Source organism: Pseudarthrobacter sp. GQ63, from assembly GCF_059758765.1.
In genome coordinates this window covers 448,734-470,042 of record NZ_JCAXEF010000002.1, presented here as the reverse complement: position 1 = coordinate 470,042, position 21,309 = coordinate 448,734, and the positions used below count along the sequence as shown (strand labels likewise).

Genomic DNA, 21,309 nt, shown 5'->3' with positions numbered 1-21,309 from the left:
AACGCGGCCGCTGCAACGGCTGCGTTCCCGTTTTTTCGGGGTAATTCAGGATGGAGCCTGACCGGCCGCTTGCGCCGGATCAGTTCTGCTGCCGCTCAGTTCCTGGGTGGAGCAACGGAGCCCCGCTCCACCAGCGGGCAGGCGATCTTTTCATGGACCCGGGCTGTGCCGGGGTTCTCAAGCTCGTTAAGGAGCTTCAGGACAGCCCAGCGGCCCATCTCGTAATGGGGGAGTGCCATGGTGGACAGCCCCGGCCAGAGGGCGTCCGCGATGAGCTCGAGGTTGTCCACGCCCACAATCGAGAGGTCATCCGGGATTTTCAGGCCAAGGTGGCCGGCCGCCTGGTAGGCCCCCATGGCCATCTGGTCGCTGAAGCAGAACAGTGCGGTGGGACGCTCCGTCCTTGACAGCAGGTCCAGCGCCGCTTCCCGCCCGCCCGCTGTGCTGGGATGGCCCGCAACAAGGAGCTCCGCCGGCAGCTGCCGTCCGTGGCGGTCCAGGCCTGCCCGGAATCCGGCGAGCCGCCCGTGGGCAGCGGGGATGTCGTCCTCGTTGTTGATCATGGCGATAGTGCGGTGCCCCGCCGTGACCAGCAGCTCGGCGGCAGAGTCACCGGCGCCGAACTCGTCCGGCACCACGGAGGACAGCCCGGGGTTGTCCGAGGTGGCATCCAGTACGATGGTGGGCACGGCCTGGAGCTCCTCCGGGACGGATACCTGCTGGTTGAACATGCGGGCGTAGATGATGCCGTCCACCTGGTGCTGCTGCAGTGCCCGGATTTCCTGGCGTTCAAGTTCGTTGTCCAGGCCGGAGTTGACCACCATCAGCAGGTGGCCGTGTTCGGAAGCGGCATCCTGTGCGCCCTGGATCATCGCGCCGGCAAAAGGGGTGGTGGTGATTTCGTCGCTGACGAGGCCCAGGATCTGGGAGCGCTGGTTGCGCAGCCCGCTTGCCAGCCGGTTAGGGGCGTAGCCGAGGTCGCCGGCCACGGCCTTGATGTGCTCCACGGTCCGGGCGTTGACCCGGGAGCTGTGCGCTTCGCTCAGGGCATGCGACACAGTGGTCACGGAGACGCCTGCGGCCTTGGCCACGTCCCTGATGTTTACCTTTGTCGCCATTGACTTCGTTCCTTTGCAAAACGTTTTGTATGTTGCTTGCATCACTATATGCAAAACGTTTTGCAGCCGTCAAGCTTTCTTGCGGATTCCACTGCCGGTTATTTCGTGCAGACGGGGAACAGGGGCTTTCTTCTGAGGGGTTAATCAGCCCGCCGCTTCCCGGAAAAGTTCCCTTGACAGGCGTGGAAGAGGGGACTCTCATCAAAGAAGAACGTGAACCAGAGAGGGGGTGGCGGCTGTGCCTGCCATCCAAACTACTTCCGCAAAGCAGTTCCGGCTCCGGGCCGGAGCAGCCCTGATGGCGCTTGCCGGGCTGGCCTTCGTGGGGTACGCCGCAGCCTTCCTGGCTCTCAACTTCTCGGGCGCCTTCCTGGAGCTGGGCATCGGTCCCGAAGAGGTGGACAAAGGCAGGGCGGAGGTCCTGGCGTTCAGCCCCCAGCTGTATCACTACATCAGCCATCTGCACATTGCGCTGAGCGGCTTCATCGCTGCCACCGGGCTGGCAATTGCAGCCTTGTCCTGGTTCGGGGTGCGGCGGGGGGAACGGTGGGCCTTCGCCGCCACCGTCACCGTTACGGCAGTCAGCCTCGCAATCTCTGTCCCGGCGCATTACCCCTGGGGCCTGGCAACGCTTGGACACCTCGGCCCGGTGTACCTCGCTGTCCTCATATTCCTGGCGGGCGCCGCCACGGCCTATAGCGGAATGCGGGGCCCGTCGGGTGAAAGCAGCTGACAGCGGTCTTTGTGCCCTGCGCAGGGACGTCCCTGGCGTGCGACACTTTGCGAATGAGCAGCGCACGCAAGTTGGTTCCCCTGGAGGAGCATCACCGCGACCCGGCCAGCGCCCTGCACCCGAACAGCCCGTGGGTCAGGGCGGTCCGGCTGCTGGTGGGCGCGTTCGTGCTCGCCGCACTCGTGCAGAAGACCTATGACGCAACCCTGCCGGGCAACGACGTCGACAGCTTTCAGTTGTATTCGGAATTCACCGTCCAGGCGAACCTCGGCCTCGGGCTCCTGCTGATCGCATCGGCGGCATGGCCGGCGGCCAGGCTCCCGCGTTGGTGGGACCACCTCTTCGGCGCCTTTGTGCTCTACCTGGTGATGACGGGACTTATCTACATTGTCCTCGTGGCGCCGCCGGAGGAACCATGGTGGAGCTGGGACCTGTACTGGCCGCAGATGGCACACCACCGCCTGGCTCCGCTGTATGTTCTCCTCGACTGGCTCCTGGTCACGAGGACGGTGCGCGGTCCTTGGTGGCGGCCTTTGGCGTGGCTTGCGTACCCGGTGGCCTTCCTCATCTTTTCCTGGGTCCGGGGTTCGATCGACGGCTGGTACGTATACGATTTCCTGGATCCCACGCTTGAGGGCGGCTGGCCTGCTGCCCTGGCGTCCATAGCCCAGGTCCTGGTGGCTTTCCTGGTGATCGCGGCCCTGGTGCATCTTGCCGGCAACGCGCGCGCCGCACTAGCCCTTGGACGACTGCGGCGCGAAGGCCCGGCAACCTAATCCCGGGGCTGCCGGTGAACAGGTGGTCCTTCCAGAATTCTCCTCGCATCCTCCTGGGCCTGGAGGGCAAGGTCGCTGACCACCTGGCCCCTCAGGTGGCCGGAGGCGGACATGATGTGCCGGAGCTCGGACACGGTGCGCGGCGGGCCGGCACTGCGGTGTGCCAGGGCGTGGCAGTTGGGGCACAGCGGCACGAGGTCGGCTACGGGGTCCAGCTGGTACCCGCTCCCAAGCAGCTCCGGCGGCACCACGTGGTGCACGTCAAGAGACCCGGAGCCGGCGTCGCCATCAAAGGCTTCGAAGGAAAAACCGCAGGCAGCGCAGGACGTTCCATGGAACGCCAAGCACACCCGGCGTGCGTCAGGGTTCCGCTCATGGCGGTTCACGTCAATAGTGCTGACGGCGTCCGGCGGTAGGGCGCCTGAAACAACGTGTGGAGGACCGGTTGCCGCCGGCCCGAGGTCCCGCCAGAGGTGGCGGAGGCCGGGCTCCGCGTGACCGGGAACGGTAACGCCCCCGCGGATCAGTGCCTCACTCCAGGGAATCCCGGGGACTGCTGCGCGGAGAGCGTCCTGACGGATCTGCTCACCGAGGGGGAGCAGTGCGTCGAACAGCACGCTGGCGTGCCAGGCCACGGCGCCGTCGTCCCCGGACTGCACCTGGTACGGCTCGGACACCACCATCCCGTGGCCGATCAGCCCAGTGCCGGCGTCGCTGCTGCCCTGGACGAAGAGCCAGGCTTCACTCCCTGCGGGAACGCTGAGTGGCCGGTCAGCACTCCAGCGCCGCAGGAACCTGCCGGACTCCGCCACAAGCCCGACGGCGGCATGGTAGTCCCAGGGGTTGGATCCGCTTGGGTTCCATCCAAGAATTACTGCAGCCATCACTCACCCAATCCAGCACGCATGTGTGTTGGCCTCTACAGCCTGCAGAACGGAACCTAGATGGGTTCCTTGGCCAGCGCCTTGGTCCTGGCCGGTGTTTCGCGGCCGAGGCGCTGGTCGAGCGTGACGCGCAGCCTGGCAGCAGCCACCTGGACGCGATGCTCGGCAGGGGTGGCTTTCTTCGGAGCCGGTTTGGCGGCGGCGCTCCGCGGAGTATGGACGAACCGGTGTTCAGACGATGCTGCGCTCATGGTCCAACCTCCTTGGTAGTGTCTTCACCCGTGGTTCCATTCTCGCCTATGCTGCCACCGGCGTCCACGAACGCCGTCTCCTGGTCCGTCTCGGTGCCCTGCCCGTCGTCGTCCGCGTTTTCATCGCCCCACACGCTCTTCCAGGCGATGTCGAACAACTCAAGCTCTTCGGTGCGGGCGAGCTCGCTGCGTGCCAGGACTTCCAGTGTTGCCAGCCCCAGCGCCTTCGTTCCTTCGTCCTGGTCCAGTGCCCGGTCCAGCGCCCACTGCGTCCGGCGCCACCATTCCGCGCGGCTGTCCGCTTCGGTCTTTTGCAGCAGTGTATGGGCATCCGCCTCCCGCTTCTGCTCCAGCGCAGTGGCATCGGCAGCAGTGCGCTGTTTAAGCGTGCGCCAATTGATATAAAACGCCAGCAGTGCAGCGATGAGGACGGCCAGGGGACCCAGGCCGGCAAGGATGACCCACCAGTCAGCCGGTCCCGAATGGACGACGACGTCGAGCGGGCTTGGGGTGGGGTCAGGGGTCACTGGACCAGCATAGGCGGCGGTGTGGCTGTCAGCCGGGCGGACGCCCCGCGCCGTGCCCATCTGGAAGCGACCGTCAGGCGGTGATGACCACCTTCAGTGCGTTGGTCTCCGCGGCCCGGGCGAAAGTGTCGTACGCGTCCATGAACTGCTCGAAGCGGAAATGGTGTGTGGCAAACTTTTCTGCGGGCAGCTTCTTCTGCGCAACAAGTTTCAGCAGCATGGGCGTTGTGTTGGCGTTTACCAGGCCCATGCTGATGTTGATGTTCTGGATCCAGAGGTTCTCCAGGTGCAGTTCCACCGGTTTGCCGTGCACGCCAACGTTGGCAACTGTGCCGCCGGGCCGGACAATCTCGGTGCACATACCGAAGGTGGCGGGAATGCCCACGGCCTCGATGGCAACATCCACGCCCTGCCCGTCCGTCTGGGACAGCACTTGGTCTTTCCAGTCGGAATCGCCTGACAGGACAACGTGTGTAGCCCCGAACGCGCGGGATTGCTCCAGGCGGTTCCGGTCAAGGTCTAAGGCGATGATGGTGGCCGCCCCGTAGAGGCCCGCAGTGGCAATCGCTGCCAGCCCCACCGGGCCCGCTCCCACTACAGCCACCGTGTCCCCGGGCTTCACGCGGCCGTACTGGACCCCGATTTCGAAGCCCGTGGGGAGGATGTCCGAGAGCATGACGGCCTGTTCGTCCGTAACCCCCTCAGGGAGGAGATGAAGGGAGTTTTCCGCATAGGGAACGCGGACGTATTCGGCTTGGGTGCCGTCGATGAGGTGGCCAAAGACCCAGCCGATTCCTGATGCGCCTTCGTCCCCGAGGCAATGGGAATAGAGCCCGGTCTTGCAGTTGGCGCAGTGGCCGCAGGACTTGATGCAGGAAATGATCACCCTGTCGCCAGGTTTCAGTGTGGTGACGGAGGCCCCCACTTCGGTGATGGTTCCCACGCCTTCGTGGCCCAGGATCCGTCCCTCCTGGACTGCAGGGACATCACCCTTGAGGATGTGCAGGTCTGTTCCGCAGATGGTGGTGGTGTCCACCTTGACGATGGCGTCGCTGGGATTGATGATCGACGGGTCCGGCACATCGGTCCAGGATTTTTTCCCGGGCCCGCCGTAGACAATGGCCTTCATGACTGCTCCTTGTTGGTCGGCGATCGGGTTGATCCCGGACTGCTGCGTCAACCTCAAGGATGGAGGAGGGTGCCGGGATCGATAAGGGTCCTAGGTCCCGGTGGCCAGGATTGTGCCGTCCGCGGGTGTCAGTCTTTCTGCAGTTTCTCGGCGAGCATCACGATGATTCCGCTGGGGCCGCGGAGGTACGTGAGCTTATAGGCGTCGCCGTAGGTCGCCACGCCGCGCAGCGGATGGCATCCGTGCTTCGCGGCTGCCTCAAGGGTTGTGTCCAGGTTGTCCACCGAGAAGGCCACGCGGTGCATGCCAATGTCGTTGGGGCGGGTTGGATTGGTCTGGTTCGCTTCGGGGTGGATGTATTCGAAAAGCTCAAGTTGACCACGGCCGTCCGGGGTCTGGAGCATGGCAATCCTGGCGTGGTTGCCATCAAGCCCGACGGCCGTATCCGTCCACTCGCCGCTGACCGTATCGCGGCCGACGACCGTGAGCCCGAGGTCGGTAAAGAAGGCAATTGCTGCTTCAATGTCGCGGACGGCGATGCCGACGTTCTCGAACTTGATGGCCATGCGTTGAAGCTACCAAGGCCGAGCCACCAGCTCCAGTGGCCTTATTGTTCTCCCCTGATGCGGGCGGTTGTGCCGCGGCGTGAGATGAGGACCGGGCCACGTGCGTGGTGCAGGACAGCATGGGCGGTGGAACCTATCGTTTCCCTGAGGAGCCCTTGGCCCTTGGTGCCCACAACCAGCATTCGTGCACCTTCCGACGCTTTGAGGATGGCATGGGCGACTGAGGTATCGGTGAGCACCTTTCCGTCCACTGCAACTGTAGGGGCGAGGGTGCGGGCACGGCCAATGGCGGAACCGAGGACCTCCCTGGCGGCAGCCTCGGCGTCAGGCATCCCGCGATGCCCGTACCCGGGCGGCGTGTGGTGGACATGGACCACGGTGAGGCTCGCCTGCCAGGCAGAGGCGAGTTCACAGGCGTCCTCAAGCGCAGTGGGGGACCCCGTTCCGTCCACCGCGACGACGACGGGCCCGCCGGGGTGGAGATCAGGCCTAATCACTGCTATCGGACACGTTGCGGTGGCCGCCAGCTCCAGGCTTACGGATCCCACCAGGAGTCCCAGGAACCCGCCCAGGCCCCGGCTGCCGACGACGATCATCTCCTCGCCGGAAGAGATCTCGGCAAGATACGATGCGGGCAATCCATGCAACAGGGTGCCTTCAACCTTCAGCCCGGGTGCCGCCGCCTCGGCACGGCTGATGCCCTCCTCGAGAATTGCCTGCGCCGCCCGCTCCAGCCCGCTGTCCGCAACACCAGGAACCGGGCCGAGGTTCCTGGTCAGCAGCGGCCAGATGGAGCAGTGCACCACAAGAAGGGTGCGGTTCCGCAGCTGCGCCTGTTCCGCCGCCCAGTGGATGGCGGTTGCAGCTTCAGCCGAACCGTCATAGCCGGCAACGATGGACCTTGAATCCTGCATAGCTTCTGCGCTCCTGGTCAGGGGACTTTCGGCCCTGTGGTGGCTTCTTCTGGGACTGCATGCTGGTGGCGTGGGTTCCTGTGTACCCGCTCAACCAAGCAGAGCACCACACAGCAGCGGTAAGCAACACATGCTGAGGATTGAGGAGCACCGCATGGCTGTGTGGCAGGAAAACATCACGCCGGGCCGGTTCGAGGGCCAGACAGTTATTGTCACCGGTGCCGCATCCGGGATAGGACGTGCAACTGCCCTGCGTGTTGCCCGTGAGGGCGGCCGGGTCATCGCAAGCGACTTGAGCGGGGAAGGCCTGGACAAGCTTGCAGCCGACTACTCGGAGCTCGGTTTCGTACCGGTTGCCGGTGACATCAGCAAAGAGGACGCGGTGCAGGGCGTGGTGGCTGCCGCCGGCGGACGCATCGACGCGCTGGCCAACGTGGCAGGCATCATGGACAGCTTCCAGCCCGTGCATGAGCTCGACGACGGCACGTGGGAGCGGGTGCTGGACGTCAACCTGACTGCCGTCATGCGCCTCACAAGGGCCGTGGTGCCGGTGATGCTGACGGCGGGGTACGGCGCAATTGTGAACGTCTCCTCCGAAGCGGGCCTGCGCGGGTCGGCGGCAGGTGCTGCCTACACCGTCTCCAAACACGCCCTGATCGGCCTGACCCGCAGCTCAGCGGTCATGTACGGCCGCCGCGGGATCCGGGTCAATGCAGTAGCCCCCGGCGGCACTAAAACCAACATCCATGCAGAGTTCAAGTCCCAGCTCGGCGCCGAGGTCCTTGGCCCCCTGCTCCAGGCAAATGTGCCGCCCATCGCGGAAGCCGGGGAAGTCGCCGCCGGGATAACCTTCCTGCTCAGCAGGGACGGCTCCAACATCAACGGCTTGGTACTTCCATCCGACAACGGATGGAACGCCGTCTGAGCGTGCAAGGAGCAGCTGGATGTCTTCGATGAACACCGCAGTGCACAGGCTCGTGGGCCTGCTGCTGGTCCTGGCAGCGTTATTACCGGCCGGAGCGGCCGCCGCTTTCGCCGATCCGCCGGTGTCCGTGCAGGTGGAGGACACTGCCGGGGTTCTGGACCGGAACCAGCTTGTACCGGCACTGGAGGGGATTGACTTCTACGAGCCCACGCGGGTTGTCATCTACACGTACAACGGCAGTACCGAGGACAACCTCAACGAAGAAGTCCTCAGGTTTGCCCGGAGCGAGCATCCCGAGTGGATCAGCGCGGACGGGCAGAAGTGGGCTGATGGGCTCTTCATTTTCGCCCTTGATCCGGTGGGCCGTCACGTTGGAACCTACATGGGCGAGGACCGGAAGGTGTCCCTTGAGCAGCGGAACGACATCCAGGACGCGGCGAAGGATCTCCTCCGTGACGCGCAGTGGACGGACGGAACCGTGGCGGGGGTTCGCCGTGCGGCCGAGCTCATCAACCAGCCGTGGTACCTGTCCGCGGCGTTCCTGATCACCGCCTGGGTAACCGCCGGAACTGCAGCCCTGGGCGCGGCCGCCTGGATCACTGTGCGGGCCGTCACCAGATCCTCCAGCCGTAAAGAGATTGAGCGCGGTGACCAAAGCTACGCCAACGTCAGCATGGACCTTGAGGTGACAGAGCTGAACGCGGGCACCATTCCCGAAGCCTCCCGGTACGGAGGCCACGTCCTCGAGAAGCACCGCACTTTCCTCAACCGGTACAACACCGCCAGCCAGCTCTCCAACAAGGTGCATGCGCTGTCCAGCCGCGACCTGGGCCGCCGAAGGCACCTCAAGCTTGCCCGGGAATACGCAGACGCGGCCTCCGAGCTCGACGCTCTGGACGATGTCATCGCCGACACCAACGCCCTCCTCAACAAGGCCGGCACGTGGCCTACGGCTTGGGACCGCCAACTCGCACCCTTCCGCAAGGATCTCGCCGGGCTGGAGCAACTCCTCACCAAGCGCCACGGGCAGGGGGACTCGGCCACCGCGGCGGCCCTGCGGTCCTTCCGGGACCAGAGCCACCGGGACATCGAACGCTGGACGGCGGAGCTGGCCGAAGAGAAGATCAGCCCCGAAAAGGCGCTCGACCGCCTCTACGACGCCCGGTCCCGGCTGGCCGTGCTGCTGGAAAACCATGCCCAGACAGTCATCGAGGGATTCGCGAAGAGCGAACGCGAGGCGCAGCTGATGCGCAAGGAGATGCAGGCGGCCCAGGACGGACTCAACCACAAAAGGCGGCGCAGCTACGAGCCCAGCATCCTGGGCACCGTATACCCGTCCTACCACTTCTTCTCCGTGGCCACCTTCAACTCCGGCCTCAACACGGGAGTCAGCAGCGTCAGCTCCGCCCGGGGCGGAGGCGGCAGCACCACCGGTTATGGAAGCAGCGGCGGAAGCTTCTCCGGTTCGGGCAGTTCATCCAGTTTCTAGTCCGGGCTTCCCGCCGGACATCATCGTGGAACGGGTCAGGCACCAGAAACTACAGTGCCCGGCTGAGGCTCCGCTGCAGCAGGAATGACCCGAGCGCGAGCAGTGCCAGCGCCATTGCGGCGAGGACGCCGAGCTGCGGAAGGATATCCGCCAGGGTGCCGTCGTGCCGTTGGATAGACGCGAAAGCGTCGTACGCCCAGCGGTGTGGCGTCACCCGGGAGACAGCCTGCAGCGTCTCGGAGAAGAACTCCGGGGGCACCATGGAGCCGCCCAACCCAGCCAGCACCAAACCCAGCCCCACCCCCACGCCGGACGCGGCGGCGTCGTTATCCATCAGCGAGCCGATTACCATCGCCGCTGCGGCCGAGACCGCGCAGAAGAACGCCAAAACCAACCCCGCCAGCAGGGGATTTCCCCAGTCAACGCCGAACAGCAGCGCCGTTCCCAGCATGATGTAACCGCCCTGGACGGCCGCAATGCCAAACCGTCCCAGCGCCTGGCCTGCGAGCGCCTGCCAGCTTGAAACGGGGCCCGTCATGACGCGCGCTATGACTCCTAAACGCCGGGCCTTGATCAGGGTGGCGGCACCCGTGAGGGAGCTCAGGAAGACAAACAGCAGGAGCTGCTGCGCGGCACCCAGGTCGAACCGGCCCAGCCCCTGGAAGACCTGCGTGACGTCGTTGGTGTCCACCAGCTCCACCCTGGGCCGTTCCACCGATTCCCTCGCCTGCTCCAGCGCCGCCAAAGCTTCGGGCGCACCGACTCCGGCTGATTCGAGAAGGGACTGTTGCCTTCGGTCCGTGCTGACGGCCTGGACGGAGGCCCGCACCTCCTGGAGCACCGCCTGCGCGGCTGACTGCGACGCAGTCAGCACCTCAAGGTCCGCCGGTTGGCCGGCCGCGAAAGCCGCGGAGTCGTCGTCGCTGATGAAGATTCCGACATCAGCCCTTCCACGGCTGAGCTGGTCCCGCGCCGCCCCGGCTCCGGCGGAGGACACCTGGACACCGTCTTCCTTCAATTGCTCCGAAAGGACCTTCGACAACTCTGTGCCTGAACCACCGGACAGGACAACGCGTGCCTGGCCGCTGTTGGCACCGAACTGGGAGCCCAGCAGCAGGATCAGCAGGAGGGGAAAGATGAAGACAAAGAAGATATTGGACCTGTCCCGCAGGAAGAGCCTGACTTCGACGACGGCGATTCCAAGGATGCTTCTCATGCCCGGGCACCCCTGTCCGGGAGCACCCGGGATGCCAGGGTGGCCACGGTGGCGAAGCCCAGCATCACGGCAAGGGGGACGGCCACGTCCGTCACTCCGCCTCCGCCTGCTGTGACGCCAAGGCCGCGGATGAAGGCGGCAATCGGGTTCAGGTCCATCAGCGTGGCCAGGAACCCCGAGGCTTCAATCGGAAAGAAGGCGCCGCCGGCGATACCCAGCACCATGGCCAGGATGGACTGGGCGATGTTGGCCTGTTCGGCGCTGCGGACAAGGCGGGCAACGATGAACGTCAGGCTCGTGGCCGACGCGGCCACAGCCAGGACCAGGAGCGCCACCACCGCCGGTGAACCGAAGGAGACGCCGAACAGTATGCTTCCTGCAGCCAGCAGTATCGCAGTGGCCACCACGCCAAGAATGAATCCGACAAGGGCCTTGGCCGTGATAATCGTGCCAGGAGCCACAGGGGTGGATTGCAGCCTGGACAGTGTGCCCTCCTCCCGTTCGGCCAGCAGCCCCAGGACCCCGAAGCCGACGGTGAAGAGCAGGAAGAGCCCGGTTTGCCCCGCCACCAGCGTTCCCTTGAGCGACAGCTGCCCAGCGGACGCCTGGCCTTCCGACAAGGTCAGGGCAGGCGTCCCGGCCGCAGCCTGCTGGGCAAGTCCGCCCAGGACATCGTGGGGGAGTCCGGCACTTTCGCCCGCCTCGGCAGCCTCGGTGCCTGCCGCGAACTGCCCCAGGAGCCCGTCCACCACGGAAATCAGGACGTCGGTTTCAATGCCGGCCGCATCCCCTTCAACCACCTGGACCGAGAGCGCCTGCCCGGACGTCACCGCCGTCGTAAAGTCAGCCGGGAGGATGATGCCAAGCTCAGCTCCCGTGTCCTTGGTTTCCCGGCTGACATCGCTGGCAGCGACCTTTCGGACGGTCACGTCCATGATGGGCAGTGAGTCCACCGCTTCCAACAGAGCGTCACCGAGCTGCCCGCTGTCCTCCGAGCTGGCAACGACGACGGCGGGCTTCAGGTCGACGTTCCCGGTATCGAAGCCGCCGAAGGACAGGTTCAGGACTCCCATGAGCGCGAGAGGGACAACGAGGGAGAAGATGAAGACGGATTTGTCCCGGATCCGCTGCCGGAGGTCATTGGCGACCATCGTCCACAGCCCGCGCACGTCAGTCCCGCAGGGCTTTGCCGGTCAGGTGCAGGAAGACGGATTCAAGGTCGGGCCGGACGATTTCCACGGAGGACAACGCCATCCCCGCTCCGCCCGCTTCGGCCACAACAGGGGCCAGGAGGCCCGGGCCGTTGTGCACCGTGAGCGTCAAACCTGACGCGCCGCCGTCGACATGCTTTACCCCTGGAAGCCGCCGCAGCGCCGAGGCAGCTGCACCGGTGTTTCCGCTCCCGTGCAGGTCGATGCGGTCCACCCCGCCGGTCAGCTCCACCAGTTCGCCCCTGGTGCCCTCCGCCTGGATCCGGCCTTCGTCGATGATGGCGATCCGGTCGCACAGCCGTTCCGCCTCTTCCATGTAATGGGTGGTATAGAGAACCGCCATCCCCTCCGTGGCAAGCGCCTCCACCGATTCCAAAATCGAGTTCCGGGACTGGGGGTCCACCCCCACCGTTGGTTCGTCCAGGATCAGCAGGGTGGGCCGGTGCAGCAGTCCGATGCCGATATTCAGCCGGCGCTTCATCCCGCCCGAAAACTTCTTGGTCTGCTCGCCCGCCCGGTCCGCAAGGCCGATGAGGTCAAGGACCTCCCCGGTGCGGGCCTTCAGGTCCCGGCCACTCAGTCCCTGGAGCCGGCCAAAGAACTGGAGGTTCTCCTTCGCCGTCAGGTCCGGGTAGATGGCAAGATCCTGGGGGACCAGGCCGATGTGGCTTTTCAGCCGAGTGCTCGCCGGCGTCATGGCCGAACCGGCCAGCTCGATGGATCCCGTGTCGGCGGGAATGAGCCCGGAGACCATGGAAATGATGGTGGTCTTGCCTGCGCCGTTGGGACCAAGCAGCCCGTACGTTTCACCGGCCCCGATATGGAAGGAGACATCGTCGACGACGGTATGGTCGCCATAGCGCTTGACCAGGCCTTTTACACCCAGGACCTGGGTCCTCTGCATCCGAACGTCTGCCGTCACTGGCCGAACGGATTTCTAAGCGGCACCGAGCGAGTTTGCCTTGCCGGCAAGGCGCGGGCGGACGTGGTGCGCACGCTTGGGCGTCCTGGTCCTTGCAAGGTTGGATGACGGAGCGAGGTCACTGATCAAACCCGTTCCGGCGCACTCGCGGACATCCTCAATGGCCGCGGCAGCCTGGTATTTGTCCGGGTACTGTCCGGACACCGCCAGCACGGTTCCGTCCGGCGCGACAAGCCTGAACCTGATCCGCGCATCCTCATCGGCAAACAGCTCGAACGTTCCCGCCATAAATGTGCTCTCCCTCGATGGTCTTGCATCCGGCCTCTGTCCACCGTGCCAGAGGACGAGGCAATCCATTAGGGGCCAAGGTCCCGTTATGGGTGTTCGCCGGGGGTCAACCCCGCCAAGGTCTGTCCGCACATCAGTCCAGCGGGGACCGCGGAGGCCGCATACCCTAGGCACATGAGCGAGCGAAGAAGTACGTGGCATGCGCGGCACAAGGAGGGCCTGAGCCGGGGTGAGCGGGCGGCTGACGTCCTCCGCAACGGCATGGGCAGCTGGACTTTTGTGGGTCTGTTCCTCGCCGCCATGGCGGCGTGGGCCGGGTACAACACGTATGTCCTGGCAGCAGCAGCCTGGGACCCCTATCCCTACACACTCCTCAACCTTTTCCTCTCGATGCTTGCCGGACTCCAGGGCGCCATCCTGCTGATTGCCGCCAAACGCCAGGACGCCATTGCGGCGGCGATGGCACGCCACGACTACGAGACCGATGTGCAGTCAAAGTCAGAGCTGGACCGGCTGATGGCCATCAATATCCAGCAGTTCGAAATGCTGGAGGAGCTCCGGGCCATGCTTGGGAAGCCTGCTGTCCCGCAGCCCGGGGTCCTGCAGCCTGGTGCGCCGCGGCAGGCAGACGGCGGCAGTTAGCCCGCCTGGGCAGGTCCTGGTGCGCCGGAACCCGGTGTGGGCTCGCTGCCTGATTTCAGTTCGGCAGCTATGTGGTCAGCCCAGGCATCGACGGCGTCCCAATTGCGGAAGTCACCCGCCGGCAGTGCTTCCCTGGACGCCGGAGCGAGCCGGATCAGGCGCTCGCCGATGCCGACCGGTGGAGTATCCGGGTTCCACGCACCAAAAAATACTTCTTCACCGCTGGGCTGGAGCAGCGTCTGAAGTTCCGAAAACTCCTTAGGCCGCGCACTTTGCAGGACATCTTCGCCGTTCTTGTCGACGGCGTCGTTTCCGAGCGGGCCGCTGCTGAAAAGCCACACCTTCCGGTTCTGCAGTTCCTGCTGGTGCCGTTTGGCAAAGGTTGTGGCGTCCTTCAACCAGTGCGCCATGTAGGCGGCGCCGCCCAGCACCACGGCGTCGTACAAAGCAACGTCGTCCACGTCGGTCACCGAATGAGCCTCTGCCGGGATACCGTCCGCGGAGAGACGGGAGGCGATGCGTTCGGCTATGCCGGCCGTTGCACCATGGCGGGTTGCGTACGCAACAAGGATTCTCACCGGACCTCCTGGGGCCGGGGCAGTCACGCGAAGGGCCAGATGACCCGTGTCTGCCACTTTGCGGGGTCGGGTTCCGTTTCGGGGTCGCTCAGGTAGTACTCCCACATAACGTCCCCCGGGGTGAGGCCTTCCGCCTGCATCTGGCCAAGGACCGCGTTGTATGTGTTTTCCAGCGTGTCATAGGGCCCGATATGCATGGCCTCAAGGGCGTCAGTTTCCGGCAGCGTCCCGCCGGCCACTCCATCGGCGTCACTGAAGTCCCCGGCCATGGGAAAGCCGGCTTCCACGTCAACGGTCTCGCTGGGCTTTCCTCGGTAAAGCGCGAAAGGAGGGCCCGCGGGGGCCGCACCCTGCTTCTGGGCTGCTGCCATGACCGTCCCGAAGGCCCTGCCGAAGAAGTCCGTCAGCGCGTCCATCCGGACGCGTTCACGCACGACGGCGACCGGCTGCTCAGCGAGGTGGACTTTCCTGGGGTGCGCGCCAGAGTCATTCATAGCTCCAGCCTGCGCCGTTGGCAGCGGGCCTGACAGGGCCTTAGGACTCTAAGCTGTCCGGCCCGCGGGGCGGTTTTGGCCCGCGCACTCAGCCGGCAGCCTCATAGGCCTGGCGCATCCATTGCTCCACCTCGCCGTCGAGTTGGCTGCTGTCCAAAAGCTCAAGGTGATGCATCCAGATCCCGGGGGCAGGGTGCGCTGTCTCCTTGAAGCGGGGCGAGCCGATCTCATGGGGAAGCGCCAGCGACAGCACAACAGGAACCATGGACCTGATATACATGCCCGGGCGCCAGAGATACGCAAAGCCCCTGCGGCGGCGGAACGAGACCTGGCTCTTGGACACACGGACCGTTATGGGTCCGAAGCCGGACGCCATGCGTTCTGCCGCCCCGTAGATGTCACGGGCAGTGCCGTCACCCTCAAAAAAGCGGTCAACAGTCCAGGGCTCGCCGCCCTCCACCGGAACGGCTGTGGCTACTCGAGCCCTGCGCGGGTGGCTTCGTTCAACGGTGTCTGCCAGGTGCCGGTGGCTGACAGGGTGAACCTCCGGCCCGTCACTGACTGCGGAATGATCCTGATGAGGTGGTCCTGCCCAACGCCCTGCCAGGGAAAGAGCCCCCGGCGTGTCTCGTTCAGGGCGGGGGACGCGGCGTCGTCCTGGACAGCCTCGCCTTTGACCACAACACTCCAGGCCAGGCCAAACTCGGCACTCACGCTGTCCGCCTCCAGGGCAACCATCGAGTTCGCTTCAATGGCCTGCAGCTTTGTTCCGCTGCCCGTCCGGAAGACCAGGCCCTCGCCGTCGCGCTTGAAACTCACCGGGAACACGTCGGGCTGTCCGTCGACGACGACGCCAAGCCGTCCAATACTCGTTTGTTCCAGCAGTCTCCAGCACTCATCGGACTCGAGGATTTCTGCTTCAGGAGCGATTTTCTTGTCGGTCATGCCAAGATCCTAAGGTGCGGGCCACATCCCTGACAGGGCCCAAAGACCTTTGACCTGGCCGCCGCCCCTGGCCGTTTCCGGGGGCGGGCCCGGGCCTAAATGCCCTAGCGGTCCCGGCGGGGCGGCAGTATTTTCAGCTGTATGCGCAATAACTCACCGGAACGGGACGCCCCATCCGCAGTGGAAGTCCTGGGCACCAACGACTGCTGGGATCTCCTGCGCGGGGTTTCGGTGGGCCACCTGGCCGTCCTGGTGGACGGCCATCCGGAGATCTTCCCCGTGAACTACAAGGTGGATCACGGATCCGTGATCTTCCGCACCGGAGAAGGGACGAAGCTCCACGCCGCGGCCCAGCCCACTGCCGTCGCGCTTGAAGCGGACGGCACTGGCCAGGACAAACGAACCGCCTGGAGCGTCCTTGTGAAGGGCCACGCCGAGGTCCTTGAGCCCTCACCGGAGCTGATGACCGGTCCCGGCCTCACCCTGTTCCCCTGGCAGGCAGGCCACAAGGACCACTTCGTGCGGATCATTCCGACGGCGGTAAGCGGCCGGCGCTTCACCGTCACCTCCCCGCTGACCTGGTGGAGCCATCTGGACGTTCCGACGCAGGCGGGCCTTGCCTGAGGGAAAGCCGGCAGCCCCGCCCGGCACCCCCGTACCGCCGCAGCCGGAGGCCGGCCCCGAAGAGCCCGGCACGTCGCTCCCCGGCCGGGCCTCCGCGCTGATCCGTCAGTACCCCCTGGTGGCACTGACGTGCCTGATGCTGGCCGTCACCGGAATCATGCTGCAGTCCGGACTGGAACAGCCTGCCCGGCTCGGCGCGTCTGTTTACGCCGCCGCCGTCGCCGTCATCCGTGCGGTGGCAATGTTCCGCTCGCTCCGCGAGGGCCGCTGGGGGATCGACATCCTGGCGCTGATGGCGATTGCCAGCACCGTGTGGGTGGGTGAGTACCTAGCCGCCCTTGTGGTGATCCTCATGCTGTCCGGCGGGGAAGCGCTCGAAATCTTCGCCCAGGGACGGGCAGCGCGTGAACTGAAGTCCCTGCTGGACAGGGCTCCCCGCTTCGCCCACCGCGAGGCTGCCGGATCAGTCCTGGAGGAAACACCCGTGGGCGAGGTTGTTCCCGGCGATGTGCTGGTGGTGCGCCCCTCCGAGCTGGTTCCGGTGGACGGGGAGCTCCTGTCCGACGCCGCAAGCCTGGATGAATCGTCGCTGACGGGGGAGAGCCTGCCCGTGGAGCGGGTCCGGGGGGACGCCCTGCTCAGCGGCTCCGTCAACGGCGAGACGGCCATCAGGATGCGGGCGGCCGCCACAGCCAAGGATTCACAGTACAGCCGCATCATCGCCCTGGTGGAGGAGGCGGCGTCCAGCCGGGCCCCGGTGGTCCGCCTGGCCGACCGGTACGCAGTTCCCTTTACCGCGCTGGCGATCCTCATGGCCGGAACCGCCTGGGCCCTGTCCGGGGATCCCGTGCGCATCGCCCAGGTCCTGGTGGTGGCAACACCCTGCCCGCTCCTGATCGCCGCGCCCGTGGCGTTCCTCGCCGGCACCAGCCAGGCAGCCCACAGGGGCATCATCATCAAGAACTCCGGGACCCTGGAGCAGCTGGCCAAAGCCAGGACGGCGGTCTTCGACAAGACCGGAACGCTGACCTCAGGGCGCCCCGTGCTGGACAAGGTCCAGGTTGCCCAGGACCAGGGAACAGGAGCACGTGCTGCGGTGGACGCCGGGCGGATCCTGCAGCTCGCCGCCTCAGCCGAGCAGTACTCCTCGCATGTCCTGGCTGCCTCGGTCATCGAAGCCGCCGCCCGGCACAACCTTGAGCTCCTCCCCGTCACCCGGGCCACAGAACATGCCACCCAGGGCGTGGAAGCCATATGCGGCGGGGACAGTGTGGTGGTGGGCAAGGCGGGGCTGGTCCGGAACTCATCCGCAGGCTTCCGGGAAGCTGCATTGCAGAGCGGCCAACTGGCCATCTATGTCGCCGTCAACGGGAGCTATGCCGGAGCCCTGATCATGAAAGACCCGCTGCGCACCGACGCAGGCGAGACCCTTGCCCGGCTGCACCGGCTGGGGGTCCGGCACACCATGCTGCTGACCGGCGACGCCCACGGAACTGCGGCGCACATCGCCGAGGAAGCCGGTATCCGGAATGTGCAGGCTGACTGCCTGCCGGAGGACAAGGTCAACGCGGTGGCAGCCGTCCGGGAGCGCCCCGTCATCATGGTGGGCGACGGCGTCAATGACGCCCCCGTCCTGGCAGCCGCGGACGTGGGCATCGCCATGGGGGCAAAGGGTGCCACCGCCGCGAGTGAGTCGGCGGACGTCGTGATCATGCTCGACGACCTGTCCAAGGTGGCCGTGGCGGTCGAAATCGGGAAGCGCACGGTAGCGGTGGCCCTGGTGAGTATCTGGACAGGAATAGGCCTGAGCATCGGCCTGATGGCCGTGGCCATGACGGGCTACATACCTGCAGTCACCGGTGCCCTCCTGCAGGAACTCGTGGACCTTGCCACCATCCTGAACGGGCTGAGGGCGCTGCACGGGGCCCGGCCGCGGAAACCCCCGGGCCGGGGCTGATCCGGCAGGCCCCGGCATGACCTTCGGCCCTTCCGCACTCCGCCGGCAGTGGCGAATGTGGTGGGTATGAACGCAGAAACAGTGTCCAAGCCTGTGATCGTGGGCGTCGACGGTTCCGAATATTCCTCCGCCGCCCTGCGGTACGCCGGAACCCTCGCCGCACGCCTGGGTGCGCGGCTGGAGGTCATCACCTGCATCGGCATGCCCGATTACCTGGTGGTGGCCCACCTCGAAAACGCCGAGCATCCCTTGACGGCGAGGCTGGAGGACACCGCCAGCCGCCTGGTTGAGGACGCCCTGGGCCGGGCATTCACCGGGGACCGGCCGCAGAACATCGACGTCACCGTCAAGTTCGGGCCGCCCGGCAAAGTCCTCGTGGAAGAGAGCCAGCGGGCGCAGCTGCTGGTTGTCGGCCGGCACGGTGAGGGCGGATTCCTCGGCACGTCCATGGGATCGGTCAGCAAGGCCTGCGCAGCGCATTCCGCGTGCCCGGTGCTCCTGGTGGGCCAGGAGGCGGACGACGTGCCATGACGGCGGCGGGCCTGACCTCGGGCCAGGCTGCAGAACTCCTGAAGCAGGCAGGACCGAACCTTCTCCCTGCCGAGGAGCCCGTACCGCAGTGGCGGAAACTCTGGGGGGAGCTGACGCACTTCTTTGCCCTCATGCTGTGGTGCGCGGCAGCCCTGGCCTTCCTCGCCGACCTGCCGCAACTGGGCGTGGCGATCATCGTCGTCGTTCTTGTCAACGGGGTCTTTGCCCATATCCAGCAGGAACGGGCCCAGCACGCCGCGGCCAGGTTGCGGGGGCTGCTGCCGGCTGACGTCATGGTGCGGCGGGACGGACGCGTCCGGAAAGTCCACGCCAGTGAACTGGTGGTCTCCGACACCGTGCTCCTGACCGCCGGCGACCGCATCCCCGCAGACGTCCTCCTGTCCACGGCGCAAGCCTGCGCCGTGGACGAGTCGATGCTGACCGGCGAAAGCGATCCGGTGCCTAAAACGGGCGGTGACTCCGCCTGGGCCGGCACGTTCCTGGTCAACGGCGACGCCGAGGCCACTGTCACGGCCACCGGTGCCCGGACACGGCTGGCCGGGATCTCCGCCCTCACCAGCGGCGCGGTTCCCCCGCCTACCCCGCTGTCCCTGGAGCTGCGCCGGATAGTCCGGGTGGTGGCATCCGTTGCCCTGGGGATCGCGGCCCTGTTCTTCCTCGTGTCCCTGCTGGTGGGGATCGAATGGCGCGATTCCTTCCTGTTCGCCATCGGCGTCGCCGTCGCGCTTGTCCCCGAGGGCCTGCTGCCCACCGTGACGCTGTCGCTGGCAATGGGGGCGCAGCGCATGGCCTCCCGCAACGCACTGGTCCGCAACCTCGAGGCTGTGGAAACCCTCGGCTCCACCACCTTCATCTGCACCGACAAGACCGGAACCCTCACCCAGAACAGGATGAACGCCGTCGAAGTTTTCACATCCGGCGGTTCGGTCCACATAGCGGGCGAGGGATACAACCCGGAGGGCACCGTCCAGGGGGACGGGCAGGAGAGAGCCGCGGAAACGGCGCTCGCGGCGCTCGCCGCCTCGCAGGGGCGGGCCGAACTGCATGACGGGCAATGGCGGGCATTGGGCGACCCCATGGAAGCCGCCATCGACGTGCTGGCGCGGCGGCTGGGCGTGGCAGGTGCCCGCATGGCGCCTTCGCGCCGCTTCGCCTTTGATCCTTCACGACGGCGGGAGTCGGCGATCGTGGGGCACGACCTTTTCTGCAAGGGCGCTCCCGAGGCCGTCCTTCCGCTGTGCAGCGACGTCGACGGCCCGGTGGCGGACCAGGTCCAGGCCATGGCCTCCCGCGGGCTCCGTGTCCTGGCCGTGGCGCGGCGGCGGCTCGATGGGCCGTCCGCCGACTGGGAGTCCCGCCCCGCCGGGGACATCGAATGCGGCATGGAGCTGCTGGGACTGATCGGGCTCCATGATCCGCCGCGGCCGGACGTGGGCGACGTCATCCGGACTGCCCGCAAGGCCGGACTCAAACTGGCCATGATCACCGGCGACCATCCTGCGACCGCAGCGTCAATTGCCCGTGAAATCGGGCTGATGGGGGTACCGGAATTCGTCCTGGAGGGCTCGGACCTTCCCGGGGATGAACAGCTGCTGGGGGCGCTCCTGGACCGGGACGGGGTAGTGGTGAGCAGGGTGTCCCCGGAGCAGAAACTCCGGGTTGCCAAAGCCCTGCAGTCCCGGGGCCATGTGGTGGCCATGACTGGCGACGGCGTCAACGACGGGCCGGCCCTCCGTGAGGCTGATATTGGGGTGGCCATGGGGTTGAGCGGTACCGACGTTGCCCGCGAAGCGGCCGACCTGGTGCTCCTTGACGACCACTTCGCGACCATCGTGGCAGCTATCGAGCAGGGCCGGGCCACCTACTCCAACATCCACCGGTTCCTCACCTACCACCTCACCGACAATGTGGCGGAGCTGACCCCCTTTGTGGTCTGGGCCCTCTCGGGCGGCCAGTTCCCGCTTGCGCTGGGCGTCCTGCAGATCCTTGCCTTGGACATCGGTACCGACCTGCTTCCTGCCCTGGCCCTGGGTGCCGAGCCGCCCGGCAAGCGGGTGCTGTCCCGGCCCCCGGAGCGGCGGCACCTGATGGACCGGCAGCTGATGGTGCGGGTCTTCTGCGTGCTGGACCCGGTGGAGGCCCTTGTTGAAATGACCGCGTTCTCCGTTGTCCTTTTCGGCGGCGGCTGGACCCGGGGCGAGGCGCCGGATCCCGGGCTCCTCATGGCCGCGTCAGGGGCTGCCTTCACAGCGGTGGTCTTGGGCCAGCTGGCCAACGCCTACGCCTGCCGGAGTGCCACCGTGCCGCCGTGGAGGCTGGGGTGGGGCTCGAACAAGCTCCTGGCGTGGGCTGTCCTGGCTGAACTGGCCGTGCTTGCAGGCTGCCTGTACCTGCCGCAGCTCGCCGCCCTGCTGGGCCAGGCACCGCCGCCGGCGTCCGGTTTGTTCGTTGCCGCCCTGGCCGTCCCGGCGGTCCTGGCGGCGGACTGGGCCTATAAGGGCTTCAGGGGCCGCAGCGCCCGGTGACCCCGGCGTGTGATCCCCGCCCGTGGTCCCGTCCCTGTGGTCT

General features: G+C 66.2%; 24 protein-coding genes. 9 read left to right on the top strand and 15 right to left on the bottom strand.

The features are described from left to right. Positions 1 to 95: 95 nt before the first annotated feature. Positions 96 to 1,118: a LacI family DNA-binding transcriptional regulator gene (locus AC6CHP_RS06640; RefSeq protein ID WP_498228690.1), complete on the bottom strand. Its 1,023-nt coding sequence runs from the start codon at positions 1,116 to 1,118 to the stop codon at positions 96 to 98. 238 nt (positions 1,119 to 1,356) lie between these two features. Between AC6CHP_RS06640 and AC6CHP_RS06635 the strand changes: the two genes are divergently transcribed. Further along, a complete protein-coding gene (locus AC6CHP_RS06635) occupies positions 1,357 to 1,851 on the top strand; it encodes a hypothetical protein (RefSeq protein ID WP_498228688.1) in 495 nt (164 codons plus the stop codon). Between the two features lie 53 nt (positions 1,852 to 1,904). Then, positions 1,905 to 2,627: a Pr6Pr family membrane protein gene (locus tag AC6CHP_RS06630; RefSeq protein WP_498228686.1), complete on the top strand. Its 723-nt coding sequence runs from the start codon at positions 1,905 to 1,907 to the stop codon at positions 2,625 to 2,627. On the opposite strand, the gene AC6CHP_RS06625 is transcribed toward AC6CHP_RS06630, so the two are convergent. The 6 genes from AC6CHP_RS06625 to AC6CHP_RS06600 form a co-directional block, all read right to left on the bottom strand. Next, entirely contained in the window at positions 2,624 to 3,511 is an 888-nt protein-coding gene (locus AC6CHP_RS06625) for an HNH endonuclease (RefSeq protein WP_498228684.1), read from the bottom strand. The two genes, AC6CHP_RS06630 and AC6CHP_RS06625, sit on opposite strands and share 4 nt — an antisense overlap. Before the next feature lie 56 nt (positions 3,512 to 3,567). After that, positions 3,568 to 3,762, bottom strand: a complete 195-nt coding sequence (locus AC6CHP_RS06620; protein WP_188729425.1) for a hypothetical protein — start codon at positions 3,760 to 3,762, stop codon at positions 3,568 to 3,570. Beyond that, on the bottom strand, positions 3,759 to 4,289 hold the full coding sequence (locus AC6CHP_RS06615; protein ID WP_498228682.1) for a hypothetical protein: 531 nt from the start codon (positions 4,287 to 4,289) through the stop codon (positions 3,759 to 3,761). The genes AC6CHP_RS06620 and AC6CHP_RS06615 overlap by 4 nt, the downstream gene beginning before the upstream one ends. A 73-nt stretch (positions 4,290 to 4,362) precedes the next feature. Then, positions 4,363 to 5,418, bottom strand: a complete 1,056-nt coding sequence (locus AC6CHP_RS06610) for a zinc-dependent alcohol dehydrogenase family protein (protein WP_498228680.1) — start codon at positions 5,416 to 5,418, stop codon at positions 4,363 to 4,365. 128 nt (positions 5,419 to 5,546) lie between these two features. Continuing rightward, the gene (locus tag AC6CHP_RS06605; RefSeq protein WP_498228678.1) at positions 5,547 to 5,984 is read right to left on the bottom strand and encodes a VOC family protein; all 438 of its coding nucleotides are present in this window, start codon (positions 5,982 to 5,984) and stop codon (positions 5,547 to 5,549) included. Positions 5,985 to 6,025: 41 nt separating this feature from the next. Beyond that, positions 6,026 to 6,898 (bottom strand): universal stress protein, encoded by an 873-nt coding sequence (locus tag AC6CHP_RS06600; protein ID WP_498228676.1) that lies wholly within the window; start codon positions 6,896 to 6,898, stop codon positions 6,026 to 6,028. A gap of 154 nt (positions 6,899 to 7,052) precedes the next feature. On the opposite strand from AC6CHP_RS06600, the gene AC6CHP_RS06595 reads away from it, so the two are divergent. Beyond that, entirely contained in the window at positions 7,053 to 7,823 is a 771-nt protein-coding gene (locus AC6CHP_RS06595; RefSeq protein WP_498228674.1) for an SDR family NAD(P)-dependent oxidoreductase, read from the top strand. A gap of 28 nt (positions 7,824 to 7,851) precedes the next feature. Then, entirely contained in the window at positions 7,852 to 9,312 is a 1,461-nt protein-coding gene (locus AC6CHP_RS06590) for a DUF5129 domain-containing protein (protein WP_498228843.1), read from the top strand. Positions 9,313 to 9,361: 49 nt separating this feature from the next. Here AC6CHP_RS06590 and AC6CHP_RS06585 read toward each other — a convergent pair whose 3' ends face one another. Genes AC6CHP_RS06585 through AC6CHP_RS06570 form a run of 4 tightly spaced genes read right to left on the bottom strand, consistent with a single transcriptional unit; the run spans position 9,362 to position 12,949 of the window. Continuing rightward, a complete protein-coding gene (locus AC6CHP_RS06585; protein WP_498228672.1) occupies positions 9,362 to 10,528 on the bottom strand; it encodes an ABC transporter permease in 1,167 nt (388 codons plus the stop codon). After that, the gene (locus tag AC6CHP_RS06580; RefSeq protein ID WP_498228670.1) at positions 10,525 to 11,679 is read right to left on the bottom strand and encodes an ABC transporter permease; all 1,155 of its coding nucleotides are present in this window, start codon (positions 11,677 to 11,679) and stop codon (positions 10,525 to 10,527) included. The genes AC6CHP_RS06585 and AC6CHP_RS06580 overlap by 4 nt, the downstream gene beginning before the upstream one ends. A gap of 19 nt (positions 11,680 to 11,698) precedes the next feature. Beyond that, positions 11,699 to 12,661, bottom strand: a complete 963-nt coding sequence (locus AC6CHP_RS06575; protein ID WP_498228668.1) for an ABC transporter ATP-binding protein — start codon at positions 12,659 to 12,661, stop codon at positions 11,699 to 11,701. 15 nt (positions 12,662 to 12,676) lie between these two features. Next, entirely contained in the window at positions 12,677 to 12,949 is a 273-nt protein-coding gene (locus tag AC6CHP_RS06570; RefSeq protein WP_188729442.1) for a YegP family protein, read from the bottom strand. Positions 12,950 to 13,123: 174 nt separating this feature from the next. On the opposite strand from AC6CHP_RS06570, the gene AC6CHP_RS06565 reads away from it, so the two are divergent. Then, entirely contained in the window at positions 13,124 to 13,591 is a 468-nt protein-coding gene (locus tag AC6CHP_RS06565; protein ID WP_498228666.1) for a DUF1003 domain-containing protein, read from the top strand. On the opposite strand, the gene AC6CHP_RS06560 is transcribed toward AC6CHP_RS06565, so the two are convergent. The 4 genes from AC6CHP_RS06560 to AC6CHP_RS06545 form a co-directional block, all read right to left on the bottom strand. Further along, the gene (locus AC6CHP_RS06560; protein ID WP_498228664.1) at positions 13,588 to 14,169 is read right to left on the bottom strand and encodes a flavodoxin domain-containing protein; all 582 of its coding nucleotides are present in this window, start codon (positions 14,167 to 14,169) and stop codon (positions 13,588 to 13,590) included. The genes AC6CHP_RS06565 and AC6CHP_RS06560 overlap by 4 nt on opposite strands. A gap of 23 nt (positions 14,170 to 14,192) precedes the next feature. Further along, positions 14,193 to 14,663, bottom strand: coding sequence for a GyrI-like domain-containing protein (locus tag AC6CHP_RS06555; protein ID WP_498228662.1), 471 nt, complete (start codon positions 14,661 to 14,663; stop codon positions 14,193 to 14,195). 88 nt (positions 14,664 to 14,751) lie between these two features. Then, positions 14,752 to 15,123, bottom strand: a complete 372-nt coding sequence (locus AC6CHP_RS06550; RefSeq protein WP_498228660.1) for a DUF5655 domain-containing protein — start codon at positions 15,121 to 15,123, stop codon at positions 14,752 to 14,754. Positions 15,124 to 15,137: 14 nt separating this feature from the next. Continuing rightward, complete coding sequence (locus tag AC6CHP_RS06545) at positions 15,138 to 15,608, bottom strand: pyridoxamine 5'-phosphate oxidase family protein (RefSeq protein WP_188729448.1); 471 nt, start codon at positions 15,606 to 15,608, stop codon at positions 15,138 to 15,140. 141 nt (positions 15,609 to 15,749) lie between these two features. On the opposite strand from AC6CHP_RS06545, the gene AC6CHP_RS06540 reads away from it, so the two are divergent. The 4 genes from AC6CHP_RS06540 (at position 15,750) to AC6CHP_RS06525 (ending at position 21,266) form a co-directional block, all read left to right on the top strand. Further along, on the top strand, positions 15,750 to 16,232 hold the full coding sequence (locus tag AC6CHP_RS06540; RefSeq protein ID WP_498228658.1) for a pyridoxamine 5'-phosphate oxidase family protein: 483 nt from the start codon (positions 15,750 to 15,752) through the stop codon (positions 16,230 to 16,232). 136 nt (positions 16,233 to 16,368) lie between these two features. Next, positions 16,369 to 18,189 carry a heavy metal translocating P-type ATPase gene (locus AC6CHP_RS06535; RefSeq protein ID WP_498228841.1) on the top strand — a complete coding sequence of 607 codons (1,821 nt, stop codon included), beginning with the start codon at positions 16,369 to 16,371 and terminating at the stop codon, positions 18,187 to 18,189. 66 nt (positions 18,190 to 18,255) lie between these two features. Further along, positions 18,256 to 18,720, top strand: a complete 465-nt coding sequence (locus AC6CHP_RS06530; protein ID WP_498228656.1) for a universal stress protein — start codon at positions 18,256 to 18,258, stop codon at positions 18,718 to 18,720. Continuing rightward, positions 18,717 to 21,266 (top strand): cation-translocating P-type ATPase, encoded by a 2,550-nt coding sequence (locus tag AC6CHP_RS06525; RefSeq protein ID WP_498228654.1) that lies wholly within the window; start codon positions 18,717 to 18,719, stop codon positions 21,264 to 21,266. The genes AC6CHP_RS06530 and AC6CHP_RS06525 overlap by 4 nt, the downstream gene beginning before the upstream one ends. The last annotated feature ends 43 nt before the right edge of the window (positions 21,267 to 21,309 follow it).

Bases quoted from the DNA above. Each gene is read 5' to 3' on its own strand.
- AC6CHP_RS06640 (WP_498228690.1), bottom strand. From the start codon at position 1,118: ATGGCGACAAAGGTAAACATCAGGGACGTGGCCAAGGCCGCAGGCGTC.
- AC6CHP_RS06630 (WP_498228686.1), top strand. From the start codon at position 1,905: ATGAGCAGCGCACGCAAGTTGGTTCCCCTGGAGGAGCATCACCGCGAC.
- AC6CHP_RS06625 (WP_498228684.1), bottom strand. From the start codon at position 3,511: ATGGCTGCAGTAATTCTTGGATGGAACCCAAGCGGATCCAACCCCTGG.
- AC6CHP_RS06620 (WP_188729425.1), bottom strand. From the start codon at position 3,762: ATGAGCGCAGCATCGTCTGAACACCGGTTCGTCCATACTCCGCGGAGC.
- AC6CHP_RS06610 (WP_498228680.1), bottom strand. From the start codon at position 5,418: ATGAAGGCCATTGTCTACGGCGGGCCCGGGAAAAAATCCTGGACCGAT.
- AC6CHP_RS06605 (WP_498228678.1), bottom strand. From the start codon at position 5,984: ATGGCCATCAAGTTCGAGAACGTCGGCATCGCCGTCCGCGACATTGAA.
- AC6CHP_RS06600 (WP_498228676.1), bottom strand. From the start codon at position 6,898: ATGCAGGATTCAAGGTCCATCGTTGCCGGCTATGACGGTTCGGCTGAA.
- AC6CHP_RS06595 (WP_498228674.1), top strand. From the start codon at position 7,053: ATGGCTGTGTGGCAGGAAAACATCACGCCGGGCCGGTTCGAGGGCCAG.
- AC6CHP_RS06590 (WP_498228843.1), top strand. From the start codon at position 7,852: ATGAACACCGCAGTGCACAGGCTCGTGGGCCTGCTGCTGGTCCTGGCA.
- AC6CHP_RS06585 (WP_498228672.1), bottom strand. From the start codon at position 10,528: ATGAGAAGCATCCTTGGAATCGCCGTCGTCGAAGTCAGGCTCTTCCTG.
- AC6CHP_RS06580 (WP_498228670.1), bottom strand. From the start codon at position 11,679: ATGGTCGCCAATGACCTCCGGCAGCGGATCCGGGACAAATCCGTCTTC.
- AC6CHP_RS06570 (WP_188729442.1), bottom strand. From the start codon at position 12,949: ATGGCGGGAACGTTCGAGCTGTTTGCCGATGAGGATGCGCGGATCAGG.
- AC6CHP_RS06565 (WP_498228666.1), top strand. From the start codon at position 13,124: ATGAGCGAGCGAAGAAGTACGTGGCATGCGCGGCACAAGGAGGGCCTG.
- AC6CHP_RS06555 (WP_498228662.1), bottom strand. From the start codon at position 14,663: ATGAATGACTCTGGCGCGCACCCCAGGAAAGTCCACCTCGCTGAGCAG.
- AC6CHP_RS06545 (WP_188729448.1), bottom strand. From the start codon at position 15,608: ATGACCGACAAGAAAATCGCTCCTGAAGCAGAAATCCTCGAGTCCGAT.
- AC6CHP_RS06540 (WP_498228658.1), top strand. From the start codon at position 15,750: ATGCGCAATAACTCACCGGAACGGGACGCCCCATCCGCAGTGGAAGTC.
- AC6CHP_RS06535 (WP_498228841.1), top strand. From the start codon at position 16,369: ATGCTGGCCGTCACCGGAATCATGCTGCAGTCCGGACTGGAACAGCCT.
- AC6CHP_RS06530 (WP_498228656.1), top strand. From the start codon at position 18,256: ATGAACGCAGAAACAGTGTCCAAGCCTGTGATCGTGGGCGTCGACGGT.
- AC6CHP_RS06525 (WP_498228654.1), top strand. From the start codon at position 18,717: ATGACGGCGGCGGGCCTGACCTCGGGCCAGGCTGCAGAACTCCTGAAG.